Genomic DNA, 16,785 nt, shown 5'->3' with positions numbered 1-16,785 from the left:
ACCACGCAAAGACGGGTGAAATCGGCTAGACCCTCGTCTCTGCAAGGAGGACGCTTCCGACATGAAGGCCGTCGTGATGGCCGGAGGCGAAGGAACCAGACTTCGCCCGATGACCTCGAGCATGCCCAAGCCGCTCCTGCCGGTCGCCAACCGGCCGATCATGGAGCACGTGCTGCGCCTGCTCAAAAGGCATGGACTCACCGAGACCGTCGTCACCGTGCAGTTCCTCGCCTCGCTGGTGAAGAACTACTTCGGTGACGGCGAAGAGCTCGGGATGGAGCTCAGCTACGCCAACGAGGAGAAGCCACTCGGCACAGCCGGCAGCGTCAAGAACGCCGAAGAGGCCCTCAAGGACGACGCGTTCGTGGTGATCTCCGGGGACGCCCTGACCGACTTCGACCTGACCGACCTGATCGCCTTCCACAAGGAGAAGGGGGCCATGGTCACGGTCTGTCTGACGAGGGTCCCGAACCCCCTGGAATTCGGCATCACCATCGTCGACGAGGAAGGCCGCGTCGAACGGTTCCTGGAGAAGCCCACCTGGGGCCAGGTCTTCTCCGACACCGTCAACACGGGCATCTACGTCATGGAGCCCGAGGTCTTCGACTACGTCCAGCCCGACGTACCCGTCGACTGGTCCGGCGACGTCTTCCCGCAGCTGATGAAGGAAGGCAAGCCGATCTACGGCTACGTCGCCGAGGGCTACTGGGAGGACGTCGGCACCCACGAGAGCTACGTCAAGGCCCAGGCCGACGTCCTCGAAGGCAAGGTCGACGTCGAACTCGACGGCTTCGAGATCTCCCCGGGCGTCTGGGTCGCCGAGGGCGCCGAGGTCCACCCGGACGCGGTCCTCCGCGGCCCCATCTACATCGGCGACTACGCCAAGGTCGAAGCCGGCGTCGAGATCCGCGAGCACACGGTCATCGGCTCCAACGTGGTCGTGAAGAGCGGCGCCTTCCTCCACAAGGCGGTTGTTCACGACAACGTCTACATCGGGCCGCACAGCAACCTCCGAGGCTGCGTGATCGGCAAGAACACCGACGTCATGCGGGCCGCCCGCATCGAGGACGGCGCCGTCATCGGCGACGAGTGCCTCGTCGGCGAGGAATCGATCGTGCAGGGCAACGTCCGGGTCTACCCGTTCAAGACGATCGAGGCCGGCGCCTTCGTCAACACCTCCGTCATCTGGGAGTCCCGCGGCCAGGCGCACCTCTTCGGCGCCCGCGGCGTCTCCGGTGTCCTCAACGTCGAGATCACCCCCGAACTCGCCGTCCGGCTCGCCGGCGCCTACGCCACGACCCTCAAGAAGGGCGCCACCGTCACCACCGCGCGAGACCACTCCCGCGGCGCCCGCGCCCTCAAGCGGGCGGTGATCTCGGCCCTGCAGGCCAGCGCCATCGACGTGCGCGACCTGGAGAACGTGCCGCTCCCCGTGGCCCGCCAGCAGACCGCCCGTGGCAGCGCCGGCGGCATCATGATCCGGACCACGCCCGGAGTGCCTGACTCCGTCGACATCATGTTCTTCGACGAGCGCGGCGCCGACCTCTCCCAGGCCAAGCAGCGCAAGCTCGACCGCGTCTACGCCCGCCAGGAGTACCGCCGAGCCTTCCCCGGCGAGATCGGCGACCTCAACTTCCCGTCGAGCGTCTTCGACCAGTACACCGGCTCCCTCCTGCGGAGCGTCGACACCACCGGTGTCGCCGAGGCGGGGCTGAAGGTCGTCGTCGACGCCTCCAACGGCAGCGCCGGACTCGTCCTGCCCAGCCTCCTCGGGCGGCTCGGTGTCGACTCGCTGACCATCAACCCCGGTCTCGACGAGTCGCGGCCCACCGAGTCCGCGGAGACGCGCCGGGCCGGGCTCGTACGGCTCGGCGAGATCGTGGCGTCCGCCCGCGCCGCCTTCGGTGTGCGGTTCGACACCGTCGGCGAGCGGCTGTCGCTCGTCGACGAGCGCGGCCGGATCATCGAGGACGACCGGGCCCTCCTCGTCATGCTCGACCTCGTCGCTGCCGAACGGCGCAGCGGACGCGTGGCGCTGCCCGTCACCACGACGCGGATCGCCGAGCAGGTCGCCGCGTACCACGGGACGCAGGTCGACTGGACGACCACCTCACCCGACGACCTGACCCGGGTGGGCCGCGAGGAATCCACCATCTTCGGTGGAGACGGCCTGGGCGGGTTCATCGTTCCCGAGTTCAGCAGCGTCTTCGACGGGACGGCCGCCTTCGTACGGCTCCTCGGGCTCGTCGCCCGCACCCAGCTCACCCTCAGCCAGATCGACGCGCGGATCCCGCGGGCCCACGTGCTCCGCCGGGACCTCGCGACGCCGTGGGCGGTCAAGGGTCTGGTCATGCGGCGGGTCGTCGAGGCCGCCGGCGACCGGCACGTCGACACCACCGACGGCGTCCGCGTCGTCGAGGCGGACGGCCGCTGGGTTCTGGTCCTGCCCGACCCGGCCGAGGCCGTCACCCACCTGTGGGCCGAGGGCCCGGACGACGCGTCGGCCCAGGCGCTCCTCGACGAATGGGCCGCCGTGGTGGACAGCGCCGGCCGCTGAACCGCGCCGCGCCCCGCATGACCCCGTGCCGGGTGCCGTCCCCGACGGCACCCGGCACACCGGTGGGGCCATTCGGCGGTAACCGCTGCGACATGCGACGATGTGCGGCATGTCGCAGCAGCCCCCCGTTCGGAGCACCGGCTCCCCGCCTCCGCGTCCCGACGCGTCGATGTCGCTGCTGACCAACGTGATGGACCACGCGCTCGACGACGGCTACGCGGAGGCGTCCGCACGCCGTGCCGCCGACGGCGGCGGACTCCCGCGGACACTGCGGGCCAAACTGGGTCTCGCCGCCGGCCTCGTCCTCGCCGCCGCCGTCGTCACGCTCGGCGCCGCGCAGACGCAGATCTCCGCGCCCGTCGTCGCGAAGGAGCGCGAGGAGCTCATCGACCGCATCCAGGCCGAGACGACCGCCGTCGACGGACTGGAAACGGACATCGAACGGCTGCGCCGCGAGGTCGGCGAGCGGCAGCGGGCCGCGCTCCAGCAGCACGGCGGCGACCAGGGCGGCCTGGTCGCGTTGCTCTCCGGCGCGACCGAGGTGACCGGTCCGGGGGTCAGGCTCGTCGTCGACGACGCCAAGGCGACCGACCGGGGCGGCGACGGGCCGCGTGAGGGCAGTGGCTTCTCCGACACCGGGCGCGTCCGCGACCGGGACATGCAGCGCATCGTGAACGGCCTGTGGCAGTCCGGGGCGGAAGCCGTCGCCATCAACGGGCAGCGGCTGACCGCCCTGTCCGCGATCAGGGCCGCGGGTGACGCCATACTGGTCGACAACAGACCGCTGGTACCGCCGTACACGGTGCTCGCGGTGGGGGACGGGAAACGGCTCGCCACCCGGTTCCAGGACAGCGCGGACGGCCGCTACCTGCACGCGCTGGAGGAGAACTTCGGCATCCGCAGCAGCGTCTCCGCCCAGGACCGGGTCACCCTGCCGGCGGCGCCGAGCCTGATCGTACGTACAGCACAGCCGAGGACCTCCGGAACCGGGACGGGTGACGGGCGGGGCGCGGCAGACACAGGGAAGGGCACATCGTGATCGCCGTACTGGGCCTCGTCGTGGGAGTCGTGGTCGGACTGTTGGTCCGGCCCGAGGTGCCGGCGGTGGTCGAGCCCTACCTGCCGATCGCCGTGGTCGCGGCGCTCGACGCGGTCTTCGGCGGTCTGCGGGCCATGCTGGACGGGATCTTCGTCGACAAGGTCTTCGTCGTCTCCTTCCTGTCGAACGTCGTCGTCGCCGCGCTGATCGTGTTCCTCGGCGACAAGCTGGGCGTCGGCGCCCAGCTCTCCACCGGTGTCGTGGTCGTCCTCGGCATCCGGATCTTCTCCAACGCCGCCGCCATCCGTCGGCACGTGTTCCGGGCGTGAGGCCGATGAGCAACGAAGAGCACGCACCACAGCCCCCACAGGCACAGGGTCCCCAGGCACAGCAGGCCCCCGGACCGCCCCCCGAGGGGGTGACCGGGCGGCAGCGGCTCGTCGCCGGACTGTGGCCGCCGCGCCTGACCCGCGCCCAACTCGTCGTCGCGCTGCTGCTGTTCGGCCTCGGGCTGGGGCTGGCCATCCAGGTGCGCTCCACGAGCGACGACGGGGCGCTGCGGGGTGCCCGCCAGGAGGACCTCGTGCGGATCCTGGACGAGCTCGACGACCGCAGCCAGCGGCTGGAGGACGAGAAGACCCGGCTGGAGGCGCAGCGGCGCGAACTGGAGAACAGCTCCGACCAGGCGGAAGAGGCCCGCAGGCAGACTCAGGAGAGGGAACGTCAGCTGGGTGTCCTGGCCGGTACGGTGGCCGCCGAGGGACCGGGCATCACCTTCGTCGTCGAGGACCCGATGACGGCCGTCCAGCCGGACAAGCTGCTCGACACCATCCAGGAGCTGCGCGCGGCCGGCGCGGAGGCCATCCAGGTCAACGACGTCAGGGTCGTCGCCGACACGTACTTCTCCGGGGAGGCCGGGGCGGTGCAGGTGGACGGGCAGAAGATCCGCGCGCCGTACCGGTTCGAGGTCATCGGCAGGCCGCAGGACCTGGAGCCCGCGCTGAACATCCCCGGCGGCATCGTGCAGACGCTGGAGAAGGAGCAGGCCACGGCCACGGTGACCCGGTCGGAGAAGATCGTTGTCGACGCCTTGCGACCGGCGGAGCGGCCTGACTACGCTCGGTCGTCACCGCAGTGAGCCGGGGACGCATGGGGGCCGCGCGGCGGGGGAAAGCCCGAGGGACGGGGCCGTACAGGGGAGGCGAAGTAGTGGGGGCAGCTCCCGTGACCGCAGGGCTGGGGAGGCGTCGGAGGCCGGAACCGGTGCCGGAGCGGGCCACGTGCCCGGCAAGATCCGGAATCGGCCAGCCTGGCCGGGACGTTGCGGGGGGTCGACGCACCACGAAAGTGGTGCGTGATGGAAACTGTCCGGAGGATACGGACGTTGTGAAGGTGTCCGGGTCGGCAGGTGTGTTCATTCAGCGTTCGTCCTGCCCCACGGGCGGGTCTGTTTCGTTCAAGGGGAATCGCCCGTGAAGTTGTTTGCGAAGTTGTTCGGCAAGAGCGCACGCGAGGACGGCGGCAGCGCCAAGCACCGTGCGCCGCGGCACGGCCAGTCCGGGGAGGAGCAGGGCGGGGAGCGTCCGCTGTTCCGGGACGAGGTCGCTGGTCCGGGTGGTGACATTACGGGCGGACAGGGCGCGTCTTCTGTTGACCCCGCAGGTCCCGGCCGCATAGGTTCCGATCCGTACGCGACCAGCGTCCACGCGGGACAGCCGCGGCAGGAGGATGGGTCCATGCCGGTGTGTACGCGGTGCGGACACCGCAATGCCGAGACGAGCCGGTTCTGCTCCAACTGCGGGGCCCCGCTGCGTGGCGGCGCCCCGGCGGAGCGCGCGTCCGAGACGACGTCCACGATCTCGATCTCGGGCCTCGAGGCGTACGACAGCGAGACCACCGGCCAGACGGCGCTGCCGTCCCTGTCGCCCGAGGCGCAGGCCGCCGTGGACGCGCTGCCGCTCGGTTCGGCGCTGCTCGTCGTGCGGCGCGGTCCCAACTCCGGCAGCCGCTTCCTCCTCGACGGCGACCTGACGACCGCCGGCCGCCACCCGCAGAGCGACATCTTCCTGGACGACGTGACCGTGTCGCGTCGCCACGTGGAGTTCCGCAGGGCGGCCGACGGTAGCTTCACCGTCGCGGACGTCGGCAGCCTCAACGGCACCTATGTCAACCGTGAGCCGATCGACGCGGTCCAGCTCACCAACGGTGACGAGGTGCAGATCGGCAAGTACCGGCTGGTCTTCTACGGGAGCCAGCGGGGCGTCTGACCCCTCCAGACCCGTCTGGGGGATCCCCAGGGAAGGTCCATGCTGCGAACACCGACGGGCGGTGCCGGTCACGGCACCGCCGACGCGGGCGACCGGCTGGTGAGCATCGGCACGGTGCTCAACCGGCTGCGCGAGGAGTTCCCCGAGGTCACCATCTCCAAGATCCGGTTCCTGGAGGCGGAGGGGCTCGTCGAGCCGCAGCGGACCGCCTCCGGGTACCGGAAGTTCAGCCCGCACGACGTGGAGCGGCTGGCGCTGATCCTGCGGATGCAGCGCGACCACTACCTGCCGCTCAAGGTCATCCGGGAGCACCTGGACGCCCTGGGGCGGGGCGACCAGGTCGTCCTGCCCGCCCAGGCCGCGCCGGGCGAGCCTCCCGAGGCGGCGGGCCCGTGGGAGCCGGGGGAGGGCGTGGCGCCGGTCGCCCGGGTCGGCCGTGCCGAGCTGCTCGCCGCCGTGGGGGCTCAGGAGGCCGAGCTCGCCGAGTGGGAGGCGTACGGCCTGGTCGCGCCGGGCGCGGACGGTGGTTACGACGCGGAGGCGGTGACCGTCGCGAAGCTCGTCGCCGAGCTCGGCCGGTACGGGCTGGAGCCGCGCCACCTGCGGGCCGTGAAGGCCGCCGCCGAACGGGAGGCGGGGCTGGTGGAGCAGGTCGTCGCGCCGCAGCGCCGACACCGCAACCCACAGACCCGCGCCCATGCCGAGGCGACGGTGAAGGAGCTGGCCGCCCTGTCCGTCCGGCTGCACGCGGCCCTGGTCAGGGCGGCCCTCGGCGTCCGGTTCCCCTGACCTTGGCGGAGCCCGACTATCCAAACCGGGGCGGCACGTCCTAGGGTTGCTGTGTGAACGAGCTCGATGTTGTCGGTGTCCGGGTGGAAATGCCCTCCAACCAGCCGATCGTGCTCCTGCGGGAAGTGGGAGGCGACCGCTACCTCCCGATCTGGATCGGCCCGGGGGAAGCGACCGCGATCGCCTTCGCCCAGCAGGGGATGACCCCCGCCAGGCCGCTCACCCACGACCTCTTCAAGGACGTGCTCGAGGCCGTGGGCCAGGAGCTCACGGAGGTCCGCATCACGGACCTGCGGGAAGGCGTCTTCTACGCGGAGCTGGTCTTCGCCAGCGGTGTGGAGGTGAGCGCGCGGCCCTCCGACGCCATAGCGCTGGCCCTGCGCACGGGTACGCCGATCTTCGGCAGTGACGGGGTCCTCGACGACGCCGGCATCGCGATCCCGGACGAGCAGGAGGACGAGGTGGAGAAGTTCCGCGAGTTCCTCGACCAGATCTCTCCGGAGGACTTCGGCACCAGCAACCAGTGACCCGCCCGGTGCCCGTCCGCGGCGGCCGCCCGCCGGTGGGGGCGGATGCCGCCTTCGGTGGCGGAGGGGGCGCGCGGGGGTCGCTTGCGACGGCTCACGGGGGCGCAGTCAGCGCTTCCGGCGCATTCGAGTAGCGTTTCCCGGAAACCGGTCACGCCAAACCACTCTCAGGGTGATTATCACTCGGCGTGGCGAGTGTGGCGATCGTTGACGCACCCCTGGGGACTGCCTACCGTCGATGTGGCAGGTCAAGGACGGAGGGTCGGCGTGATGAGCAGCGGCGACGGTGCGGCAGGGGGTCTCCCCGGGCGGAGTCCGGGCGGGAGCGGGCCGTATCCGCTTCACGGCAGTGCGACCGACGCGACGACCGACGTCATCGGTTACCGGGGACCCACCGCCTGTGCGGCGGCGGGCATCACCTATCGGCAGCTCGACTACTGGGCCCGTACGGGACTGGTCGAGCCGAGCGTGCGGCCGGCGTACGGATCGGGCACGCAGCGCCTCTACAGCTTCCGGGACGTCGTCGTCCTGAAGATCGTCAAGAGGTTCCTGGACACCGGTGTCGCCCTGCAGAACATCAGGGCGGCGGTCCAGCACCTGCAAGGTCGCGGTCTGGACGACCTGGAGCGGATGACGCTCATGAGCGACGGCGCGACGGTCTACGAGTGCTCGTCGCCGGACGAGGTCGTCGACCTCCTCCAGGGGGGCCAGGGGATCTTCGGGATCGCGGTCGGCGTGGTCTGGCGGGACGTGGAGGCGGCGCTGTCGCAGCTGCACGGCGAGCGCGTCGACACGGGGGAGACCCTCGTGCGGCACAACCCCGCCGACGAGCTGGCCCGGCGCAGGCGCGACAAGGCGGTATGACCCCGCGTGTGGTCGTACGTGTGTGCGGGCGATTGTCAGTGGTGTAGGGCAGCATCGGTGGTGTGAGAGCCGCGCCGACCATCCTGCACCTGGACATGGACGCGTTCTTCGCCGCCGTCGAGCAGGCGGCGAAGCCGAGTCTGCGCGGCAAGCCCGTCATCGTGGGCGGTCTGGGCCCCCGGGGCGTCGTCGCCACCGCGTCCTACGAGGCGCGGCCGTTCGGAGTGCGGTCGGCCATGCCCATGGCGCAGGCCCGACGGCTCGCGCCCAACGCCGCGTACCTCGTGCCGCGCTTCGCCGTGTACCGGACGGTGAGCGGGCAGGTCATGGAGCTGCTCGGCAGGCTCTCGCCGCTGGTCGAGCCGCTGAGCCTCGACGAGGCGTTCGTGGACCTGGAGGCCGGGGGAGCGGCGTACGACGCCGCCACGGCGCGGGCGGTCGGGGAGCGGCTGCGCGCCGACATCCACGCCGTGACGGGCGTGACGGGTTCCGTGGGGCTCGCGGGTTCCAAGATGCTCGCGAAGATCGCCTCGGAGGAGGCCAAGCCCGACGGCCTCGTGCTCATCGAGCCCGGCACGGAGCGCGAGCTGCTGGCGCCGATGGGCGTGCGCACGCTGCCCGGTGTCGGTCCGGCCACCGGCGAGCACCTGCGGCGGGCCGGCATGACGACGGTGGCCGATCTGGCCGAGGCCGGTGAGGACGAACTCGTCCGGCTCCTCGGCCGGGCGCACGGAGCGTCCCTGTACGCGATGGCCCTGGGGCACGACGACCGGCCCGTGGTGGCGGAGCGCGACGCCAAGTCCGTCTCCGTGGAGGACACCTTCGACGTCGACCTCCACGACCGGGTGCGCGTGCGCTGGGAGGTCGAGCGGCTCGCCGAGCGGTGCGTGCGCCGGCTGCGGGACGCGGGGCGCTCGGGCCGGACGGTGGTGCTGAAGGTGCGGCGCTACGACTTCTCGACGCTGACCCGCTCCGAGACGCTGCGCGGGCCGACCGACGACCCCGTCGTGGTCCGCGAGGCCGCCGCCCGACTGCTCGACGCCGTGGACACCACCGGCGGGGTCCGGTTGCTCGGGGTCGGCGTGAGCGGTCTGGCCGACTACACGCAGGAGGACCTGTTCGCCCAGGCGGCCGTCGGGGAGGCCCCGGCCGTCGGTGGGTCCGCCGCCGGTACGGAGGGCGCCACGGGCGCGGGCCGTACGGCAGCCGACGCCCCGGGGCCGCCGGCGGGCGGCCCCGTCGTGCCCGGAGGTGCGGTGGCGCCGGCAGGCGCGGTGGCACTCGGCGGTACGACGCCGTCCGGAGGTCGGGGGCCGGAGGGAGGCGCGGACGCGGGCGGCGGGGTGCCGCACACGGGCGGTGGGGTCCGGGAGGAGGAAGGCGGGCCGGCGCCCGCGCCCGGGGCGTCCGACACGGGAGCCGGGGGCTCGGGGCCGGGCGAGGGGGGTCCGGCGCCGGCCGCCGAGCGGCGGTGGGCCGCCGGTGCCGACGTCCGGCACGCCGTCCACGGGCCCGGCTGGGTGCAGGGAAGCGGGCTCGGGCGGGTCACCGTGCGGTTCGAGCACCCCGGATCGGCCCCGGGCCGGGTGCGCACCTTCCGCACGGACGACCCCGAGCTCGAGCCCTCCGACCCGCTGCCGCTGGTACCGGGCGGTCAGCCCCCCGCGCCCGCGGAGCCGCCCACCTCCCGCTCCGGCGGCGGCGCGGCGGGCGGCGGCCCGGGGGAGGGCGCGGGCGGCAGGGCGATGCCGTAGTGGCGGTACAGCTGCACCTCCTGCTCCGGGGAGAGGTGCCGCCCCACACCGAAGTCCGGCGCGTCCTTGACGAGGGCCCGTTCGTAGGGGACGTGCAGGCCGTCGCCGACGAGGTCGCTGGGTTCCAGGGGGACGAAGGCGTCGCGGCCGAAGAGGCCGGTGCGCACGGCGGCCCACTCCGGGACGCCCGTCGCGTCGTCGAGGTACACCTCGTCCACCGTTCCGATCTTGCGGCCGTCGCGGTCGAACGCCTTGCGCCCGATCAGGCTGCGCGGGTCGATGTCGCTCTGCACGGTTCCTCCAGCCGGTCACAACGGGGCCGTGAACACTACGAAAGGGCACAACCGTGACCTCGGCCACTCGAGGGATCGCCCCGGAACGTCGCTGGTAGGCTGGCATTGGCCGCTGACCCCGCGCGGGAGAGTCCTCCGGAGAAACCTTCCGGAGGCGCCGAAGGAGCAAATCCTCCCCGGAATCTCTCAGGCCCCTGTACCGCGCGGACGAGGTCACTCTGGAAAGCAGGGCGGGCGTCGGACGGCACCCGCTCTCACCGACGGTGAAAGCCGTGCCGCCTCCCGTCGGGGTGCGCGCACGGCGAAACTCTCAGGTTGAGATGACAGAGGGGGAGGCCGTCCGGGCACCCGCGCCAAGGTGCCCCTCGCAGGTCGCTACGACCAGGAGGCCCCCGTACATGACCGCCAACCGCACCCCGCTCTCCCAGCTCGAGCGAGGCATCCCCTTCGAGCAGCGCCACATCGGCCCTGACGACGAGGCCCGCGCCAAGATGCTCGCCCAGGTCGGCTACGGCTCGCTCGACGAGCTCACGGCGGCCGCGGTGCCGGACGTGATCAAGAGCGCCGAGGCCCTGGGCCTGCCCGACGCCCGCACCGAGGCGGAGGTCCTCGCCGAACTGCGTTCCCTCGCGGACCGCAACCAGGTGCTGGCCCCGATGATCGGCCTCGGGTACTACGGCACCTTCACCCCGCCGGTCATCCTCCGCAACGTCATGGAGAACCCCGCCTGGTACACGGCGTACACCCCGTACCAGCCGGAGATCTCGCAGGGCCGTCTGGAGGCGCTGCTGAACTTCCAGACCGTGGTCGCCGACCTGACGGGTCTGCCCACCTCCGGCGCGTCCCTCCTCGACGAGGGCACCGCCGCCGCCGAGGCCATGTCCCTGGCCCGGCGCGTCGGCAAGGTCAAGAACGGCGTCTTCCTGGTCGACGCCGACGCCCTGCCGCAGACCATCGCCGTCATCGAGACCCGCGCCGAGCCCACCGGTGTCGAGGTCGTCGTCGCGGACCTGAGCGAGGGCATCCCCGCCGAGGTCGCCGAGCGGGGCGTCTTCGGCGTCCTGCTCCAGTACCCGGGCGCCTCCGGTGCCGTCCGCGACCTCAAGCCGCTCATCGACGCCGCGCACGAGCTCGGCGCCGTCGTCACCGTCGCCGCCGACCTGCTCGCGCTGACGCTCCTCACCCCGCCCGGGGAGCTGGGCGCCGACATCGCCGTCGGCACGACCCAGCGCTTCGGCGTGCCGATGGGCTTCGGCGGCCCGCACGCCGGCTACATGGCCGTGCGCGACACCTTCGCCCGCAGCCTGCCAGGCCGCCTCGTGGGCGTCTCCGTCGACGTCGACGGCAACCGTGCCTACCGCCTCGCCCTGCAGACCCGCGAGCAGCACATCCGCCGCGAGAAGGCCACGAGCAACATCTGCACCGCGCAGGTGCTCCTCGCCGTCATGGCCGGCATGTACGCCGTCTACCACGGCCCCGACGGGCTGAAGGGCATCGCCCTGCGCACCCACCGCTACGCGGCGATCCTCGCGGCCGGGCTGCGCGCCGGCGGTGTCGAGGTCGTCCACGACACCTTCTTCGACACGGTCACCGCGCGTGTGCCCGGCGCCGCCGCCCAGGTCGTCGCCGCCGCCCGCGAGGGCGGCGTCAACATCCACCCGGTCGACGCCGACCACGTCTCCGTCTCCTGCGACGAGACCACCGGCCGCGCCCAGCTCGCGGCCGTCTGGGACGCCTTCGGCGTGCGCGGCGACATCGACGCCCTCGACGCCGAGACCGCCGACGCGCTGCCCGCGGCGCTGCTGCGCACCGACGCGTACCTGACGCACCCGGTGTTCCACGCGTACCGCTCCGAGACGTCGATGCTCCGCTACCTGCGCCGGCTCGCCGACCGCGACTACGCGCTGGACCGCGGCATGATCCCGCTCGGCTCCTGCACGATGAAGCTGAACGCCACCACGGAGATGGAGCCGGTCACCTGGCCGGAGTTCGGCCAGCTGCACCCCTTCGCCCCCGCCGAGCAGGCGCAGGGATACCTCACGCTCATCCGCGAGCTGGAGGAGCGCCTCGCCGAGGTCACCGGCTACGACAAGGTGTCGCTCCAGCCGAACGCCGGTTCGCAGGGCGAGCTGGCCGGTCTCCTCGCCGTGCGCGCCTACCACCGCGCCAACGGCGACGCGCAGCGCACGGTCTGCCTCATCCCGTCCTCGGCGCACGGCACCAACGCCGCGTCCGCCGTCATGGCCGGCATGAAGGTCGTCGTCGTCAGGACCGCCGACGACGGTGAGATCGACGTCGAGGACCTGCGGGCCAAGATCGAGCAGTACCGCGACGAGCTGGCCGTCCTGATGATCACCTACCCGTCGACGCACGGCGTGTTCGAGGAGCACGTCGCCGACATCTGCGCCCAGGTCCACGAGGCCGGCGGCCAGGTGTACGTCGACGGCGCCAACCTCAACGCGCTCGTCGGCCTGGCCCGGCCGGGCAAGTTCGGCGGCGACGTGTCGCACCTGAACCTGCACAAGACGTTCTGCATCCCGCACGGCGGCGGCGGCCCGGGTGTCGGACCGGTCGCGGTGCGCTCGCACCTCGCCCCGTACCTGCCGAACCACCCGCTCCAGCCCGCCGCGGGCCCGGAGACCGGGGTCGGCCCCGTCTCGGCGGCCCCGTGGGGCTCGGCCGGCATCCTGCCGATCTCCTGGGCGTACGTACGGCTCATGGGCGGCGAGGGACTCAAGCGGGCCACGCAGGTCGCCGTCCTCGCGGCGAACTACGTCGCCAAGCGCCTGGAGCCGCACTACCCGGTCCTGTACACCGGCCCGGCCGGGCTCGTCGCGCACGAGTGCATCATCGACCTGCGCCCGCTGGCGAAGGCGACCGGGGTGAGCGTGGACGACATCGCGAAGCGGCTGATCGACTACGGCTTCCACGCGCCGACCATGTCCTTCCCGGTCGCCGGGACGCTGATGATCGAGCCGACGGAGAGCGAGGACCTCACCGAGCTCGACCGCTTCTGCGACACGATGATCGCGATCCGCGGCGAGATCGAGAAGGTCGCCTCGGGGGCCTGGCCGGCCGACGACAACCCGCTCCGCAACGCTCCGCACACCGCGGCCGCGCTCGGTGGCGACTGGGACCACGCGTACAGCCGCGAGGAGGCCGTCTTCCCGGCCGGCGTCACGGCGGCGGACAAGTACTGGCCGCCGGTGCGCAGGATCGACGGCGCCTTCGGCGACCGCAACCTCGTCTGCTCCTGCCCGCCGCTCGACGAGTACGACGGCTGAGCGGACGCACGCCGGACGCCGGCCGGCGTCACGGGCGGCGGCTGACGCCGCGCACGCCGGCCCGCGTCACGGGCGGCGGCTGACCGCGCGCGCGTCGGGGCCGGTACGGAGGTGAACCACCTCCGTACCGGCCCCTCGTCGTGTCCTCGGCGCCGTCTACGCCGCCGTCGCCACGCGCGCCGCGGTGAGCGGCCGGTGCGGCGCGATGATCTTCCCGTCCGGCAGCAGCTCCCCGGTGTCCTCGAAGAGGAGGACGCCGTTGCACAGCAGGCTCCAGCCCTGCTCCGGGTGGTGCGCCACGACGCGCGCGGCCTCCCGGTCGGCTGAGTCGGCGTTCGGGCAGGATGGCTGGTGCTGGCACATGGCTGGGATCTTTCGCTGCGGTGTGGAGTCTGTCCTGCGGCTCGATGCGGTGCTCATGGCCGCCCCCCGTCTTCCGATCGGTCGGTTCCAGTGTTGCCCCGCGGGGCTGATTCCGCAGGGATTTCACGGCAGCTCTTCCTACTGGTGAAGGACGTATCACCCGCGCGGATGGTTCAACGCGACCACCCCGTCCGTTCGGGTGGTTCGCAGTGGCCGGGGCGGACTAGTCCGTACGGGCCACGGGGCGTACGCGAGTGCCCCACGTCCCGCGGGGGACGTGGGGCACCGGAGGGGGCGGGTGGTGCGGGCGCCGGGGGGCGGGTCAGGCGGTCGAGCCGAGCAGCGGCGACGGGGCGAGCCGCACGGTAAGCCGGGGCAGCAGGTCCGCCACGCGGTGCGGGCGGTGCGCGGCGATCCCGGGCGGTGCGGGCGCCAGCGGGATGAGGACGTCGGCCGGGTCGGGGGAGCCCTCGGCCGGGTCGGCGGCCGTGTCCCCGTGCAGCCAGAGCGTCAACATGTACAGCTCGGGCACCGACAGCAGCCGCGGCTGCCACGGCGACCCGGAGTCCTCGGCCTGGCGCAGGGCCCGTTCGGTCGAGGCGATGTAGGGGCCCTCGAAGAAGTGCGAGAACGCCCATCCCCCGGCGGTGCACAGGACGTCCGCGGCGGCGAGGGAGAGGTCACCGCCGCGGATCATGAACCGCCATCCGGCGAGCCGGGTACGGGGCGTCCCCGCGGGTCCGACCGTCGGCGCGGCGACGTCCAGCATGTGGACGGGGAGCGGGAGTTCGGCGGCGAGCGGGCCCTGTACGGAGCGCAGGGCGGGGGTGCTGGACTCGCGGAGGGCGGGGGAGCCCAGGGCCGCGAGGACACTGTGCAGGGCAGGCACGGGCGCCTGGGAGACGTGGAGCGGCATGGTGGGTCGCCTCTCAATCAAGAGACAGAGGGGTGGAGCCTGCGTGGGTGCGGGTGCGGACGGCGCTGTCAGCGACGGGGCCGTGGAGGGCCCACGGCACCATGCCGGGGCGCCGGGTCTCAGCCTCGTCCGCGGAGTTTATACGACAAATGTTCACGCCGTGTTTCCGCTACCTGTCGCCGAGAAGTCCGTCAAGGCCGCATCGCGTCTCGGATACGTTGCCTTTTCCGGGGATTATCCGGTGCCCCGCAGCCGATACCTGCAATGTTGCCCACGGCTCGGAAGGCCGAATCTCGCCGCCCCATTCCACCACACCGGGCAGGGAGATCTGCTAGCCACGCCATGCCTCCGGAATGTGCCGGACGACCGACCCGGCCAGCTTAGTGGCGAAGGCCTCTCCGCGGGGGCGTTACGGATCCGCCCGGGTGGGCATCATCGTCCGTGACACGAGCGGCGACGCCGCGTGCCGCCCACTCGAGGAGGGACGCTTCGATGGGGGAGAAGGTCGTGGCCGTCGGGTTCGACCTGGCCGATCGGCAGAGGTACCGCAGGAAGCTCGGGAGCTGCCTGGAGGCCCTGGAGCGGCTCCTCGCGGAGAAACGGTTCGACCGGCCCAGGAATCTCATGGGGCTGGAGATAGAACTGAATCTCACGGGAGCCGACGGCCTGCCCCGCATGATGAACGGACGGGTCCTGGAACGCATCGCCAGCGGTGATTTCCAAACCGAACTCGGATTGTTCAACCTGGAAGTGAACATCGCCCCCCACCGGCTCTCCGGGCACGTTTTCTCCCAGCTGGCCGAGGAACTCCGCACCGGCCTCGGATACGCCCACCGCAAGGCCGAGGAGCTGGGCGCCGGGATCCTGATGATCGGCATCCTGCCGACGCTCACCCGCGGCGACGTCGACCTCGTCAACATCAGCGACGTCGACCGCTACATGCTGCTGAACGACCAGATGGTGGCCGCGCGCGGCGAGGACTTCGCCCTGGAGATCGACGGTGTCGAGCGGCTCAGCTGCACCGCCGGCTCCATCACGCCGGAGGCCGCGTGCACCTCCGTCCAACTGCACCTCCAGGTCACCCCGGAACGCTTCGCCGACGTGTGGAACGCGGCGCAGGCGGTCGCCGCCGTGCAGATCGCCATCGGCGCGAACTCCCCCTTCCTCTTCGGCCGCGAGCTGTGGCGGGAGACCCGCCCGCCCCTCTTCCAGCAGGCCACCGACACGCGCCCGCCCGAGCTGCAGGCGCAGGGCGTCCGGCCGCGGACCTGGTTCGGGGAGCGCTGGGTGGACTCGGCGTACGAGCTGTTCGAGGAGAACCTGCGGTACTTCCCCGCGCTGCTGCCGCTCTGCGACGACGAGGACCCGCTGCGGGTGCTCGACGACGGGGGCGTCCCCTCCCTCCGGGAGCTCGTCCTGCACAACGGCACCGTCTACCGCTGGAACCGCCCCGTGTACGGCGTCGTGGACGGCGTCCCGCACCTGCGGGTGGAGAACCGGGTGCTGCCCGCGGGGCCGACGGTCGACGACGTGGTCGCCAACGCGGCCTTCTACTACGGACTGGTCCGCGCCCTCGCCGAGGACCCCCGGCCGGTGTGGCGGCGGATGGGCTTCGCCGACGCCTCCGCCAACTTCGACTCCGCGTGCCGCCACGGCATCGACGCCGAGCTGCGCTGGCCCCGCCCCGGCCGCGGCGGCGGCGTGACCGTCGTGCCCGCGGTGAAGCTCGTACGGGACGAACTGCTGCCGCTCGCCGCTGCGGGCCTCGACGCGTGGGGCATCGAGGCGGGCGACCGCGACCGGTGCCTCGGGCTCATCGAGGAACGCTGCCGCCGCCGTGTCAACGGCGCCTCCTGGCAGGTCGGGACGTTCCACCGGGCGCAGGAGGCGGGCCTCGACCGGGAGGCGGCGCTCGCGGCCACCGCCCGCCGGTACCGGGAACTCGCGATGACCGGCGAACCGGTCCACACCTGGCCCGCCGGCTTCCCGGAGCGGTACCCGCGGCGGACCCCCTGAGGCGTGCCCCTCGGGGCGCCCGCGCGCCGCGGCCTCGCGGGCGCCGGTTCCCCGGACGGGGCGCCGGTTCCCCGGACGGGGCGCCGGTTCCCCGGACGGGGAACCGGGGCGCGCCG

14 protein-coding genes and 1 riboswitch are annotated in these 16,785 nt (G+C 72.4%); of the genes, 11 read left to right on the top strand and 3 right to left on the bottom strand.

What is annotated here, in order from left to right; genetic code table 11:
* Window positions 1–61 precede the first annotated feature (61 nt).
* From NRO40_RS03765 to NRO40_RS03725, 9 genes are all read left to right on the top strand, one after another.
* Entirely contained in the window at window positions 62–2,557 is a 2,496-nt protein-coding gene (locus NRO40_RS03765) for a mannose-1-phosphate guanyltransferase (protein ID WP_058941219.1), read from the top strand.
* Between the two features lie 109 nt (window positions 2,558–2,666).
* Window positions 2,667–3,596 (top strand): DUF881 domain-containing protein, encoded by a 930-nt coding sequence (locus NRO40_RS03760; RefSeq protein ID WP_058941220.1) that lies wholly within the window; start codon window positions 2,667–2,669, stop codon window positions 3,594–3,596.
* Window positions 3,593–3,925: a small basic family protein gene (locus tag NRO40_RS03755; RefSeq protein WP_003970459.1), complete on the top strand. Its 333-nt coding sequence runs from the start codon at window positions 3,593–3,595 to the stop codon at window positions 3,923–3,925. Before NRO40_RS03760 ends, NRO40_RS03755 begins: the two co-directional genes overlap by 4 nt.
* Before the next feature lie 5 nt (window positions 3,926–3,930).
* Complete coding sequence (locus NRO40_RS03750; protein WP_058941221.1) at window positions 3,931–4,734, top strand: DUF881 domain-containing protein; 804 nt, start codon at window positions 3,931–3,933, stop codon at window positions 4,732–4,734.
* A 226-nt stretch (window positions 4,735–4,960) separates the two neighbouring features.
* Window positions 4,961–5,863, top strand: coding sequence for an FHA domain-containing protein (locus NRO40_RS03745; protein ID WP_408057072.1), 903 nt, complete (start codon window positions 4,961–4,963; stop codon window positions 5,861–5,863).
* A gap of 39 nt (window positions 5,864–5,902) precedes the next feature.
* Window positions 5,903–6,652, top strand: a complete 750-nt coding sequence (gene ftsR, locus NRO40_RS03740) for a transcriptional regulator FtsR (protein ID WP_058941223.1) — start codon at window positions 5,903–5,905, stop codon at window positions 6,650–6,652.
* A gap of 53 nt (window positions 6,653–6,705) precedes the next feature.
* Window positions 6,706–7,179 carry a bifunctional nuclease family protein gene (locus tag NRO40_RS03735; protein ID WP_058941224.1) on the top strand — a complete coding sequence of 158 codons (474 nt, stop codon included), beginning with the start codon at window positions 6,706–6,708 and terminating at the stop codon, window positions 7,177–7,179.
* Between the two features lie 270 nt (window positions 7,180–7,449).
* Window positions 7,450–8,043 carry a MerR family transcriptional regulator gene (locus NRO40_RS03730; protein WP_198549288.1) on the top strand — a complete coding sequence of 198 codons (594 nt, stop codon included), beginning with the start codon at window positions 7,450–7,452 and terminating at the stop codon, window positions 8,041–8,043.
* Between the two features lie 62 nt (window positions 8,044–8,105).
* Window positions 8,106–9,797, top strand: a complete 1,692-nt coding sequence (locus NRO40_RS03725; RefSeq protein WP_058941226.1) for a DNA polymerase IV — start codon at window positions 8,106–8,108, stop codon at window positions 9,795–9,797.
* Here the strand turns inward: NRO40_RS03725 and NRO40_RS03720 are convergent.
* The gene (locus tag NRO40_RS03720) at window positions 9,698–10,090 is read right to left on the bottom strand and encodes a PRC-barrel domain-containing protein (RefSeq protein WP_058941227.1); all 393 of its coding nucleotides are present in this window, start codon (window positions 10,088–10,090) and stop codon (window positions 9,698–9,700) included. The genes NRO40_RS03725 and NRO40_RS03720 overlap by 100 nt on opposite strands.
* A gap of 113 nt (window positions 10,091–10,203) precedes the next feature.
* Window positions 10,204–10,302: riboswitch (glycine riboswitch) on the top strand.
* 186 nt (window positions 10,303–10,488) lie between these two features.
* Between NRO40_RS03720 and gcvP the strand changes: the two genes are divergently transcribed.
* Window positions 10,489–13,374 (top strand): aminomethyl-transferring glycine dehydrogenase, encoded by a 2,886-nt coding sequence (gcvP, locus tag NRO40_RS03715; protein ID WP_058941228.1) that lies wholly within the window; start codon window positions 10,489–10,491, stop codon window positions 13,372–13,374.
* Between the two features lie 156 nt (window positions 13,375–13,530).
* Here the strand turns inward: gcvP and NRO40_RS03710 are convergent, their stop codons facing one another.
* Window positions 13,531–13,737: a DUF5999 family protein gene (locus tag NRO40_RS03710; RefSeq protein WP_058941229.1), complete on the bottom strand. Its 207-nt coding sequence runs from the start codon at window positions 13,735–13,737 to the stop codon at window positions 13,531–13,533.
* A gap of 322 nt (window positions 13,738–14,059) precedes the next feature.
* Entirely contained in the window at window positions 14,060–14,653 is a 594-nt protein-coding gene (locus NRO40_RS03705; RefSeq protein ID WP_058941230.1) for a hypothetical protein, read from the bottom strand.
* Window positions 14,654–15,145: 492 nt separating this feature from the next.
* On the opposite strand from NRO40_RS03705, the gene NRO40_RS03700 reads away from it, so the two are divergent.
* The gene (locus tag NRO40_RS03700; RefSeq protein ID WP_058941231.1) at window positions 15,146–16,669 is read left to right on the top strand and encodes a glutamate-cysteine ligase family protein; all 1,524 of its coding nucleotides are present in this window, start codon (window positions 15,146–15,148) and stop codon (window positions 16,667–16,669) included.
* The last annotated feature ends 116 nt before the right edge of the window (window positions 16,670–16,785 follow it).

This window comes from Streptomyces changanensis (assembly GCF_024600715.1).
GTDB classification, from domain to species: domain Bacteria; phylum Actinomycetota; class Actinomycetes; order Streptomycetales; family Streptomycetaceae; genus Streptomyces; species Streptomyces changanensis.
This window is presented reverse-complemented; position numbering and strand designations above follow the sequence as displayed.

What these genes read in the sequence shown, in the direction of transcription:
- ftsR (WP_058941223.1), top strand. Translation starts at nt 5,903, where the DNA reads ATGCTGCGAACACCGACGGGCGGTGCCGGTCACGGCACCGCCGACGCG.
- NRO40_RS03705 (WP_058941230.1), bottom strand. Translation starts at nt 14,653, where the DNA reads ATGCCGCTCCACGTCTCCCAGGCGCCCGTGCCTGCCCTGCACAGTGTC.
- NRO40_RS03730 (WP_198549288.1), top strand. Translation starts at nt 7,450, where the DNA reads ATGAGCAGCGGCGACGGTGCGGCAGGGGGTCTCCCCGGGCGGAGTCCG.
- NRO40_RS03710 (WP_058941229.1), bottom strand. Translation starts at nt 13,737, where the DNA reads ATGTGCCAGCACCAGCCATCCTGCCCGAACGCCGACTCAGCCGACCGG.
- NRO40_RS03765 (WP_058941219.1), top strand. Translation starts at nt 62, where the DNA reads ATGAAGGCCGTCGTGATGGCCGGAGGCGAAGGAACCAGACTTCGCCCG.
- NRO40_RS03750 (WP_058941221.1), top strand. Translation starts at nt 3,931, where the DNA reads ATGAGCAACGAAGAGCACGCACCACAGCCCCCACAGGCACAGGGTCCC.
- NRO40_RS03700 (WP_058941231.1), top strand. Translation starts at nt 15,146, where the DNA reads ATGGGGGAGAAGGTCGTGGCCGTCGGGTTCGACCTGGCCGATCGGCAG.
- gcvP (WP_058941228.1), top strand. Translation starts at nt 10,489, where the DNA reads ATGACCGCCAACCGCACCCCGCTCTCCCAGCTCGAGCGAGGCATCCCC.
- NRO40_RS03760 (WP_058941220.1), top strand. Translation starts at nt 2,667, where the DNA reads ATGTCGCAGCAGCCCCCCGTTCGGAGCACCGGCTCCCCGCCTCCGCGT.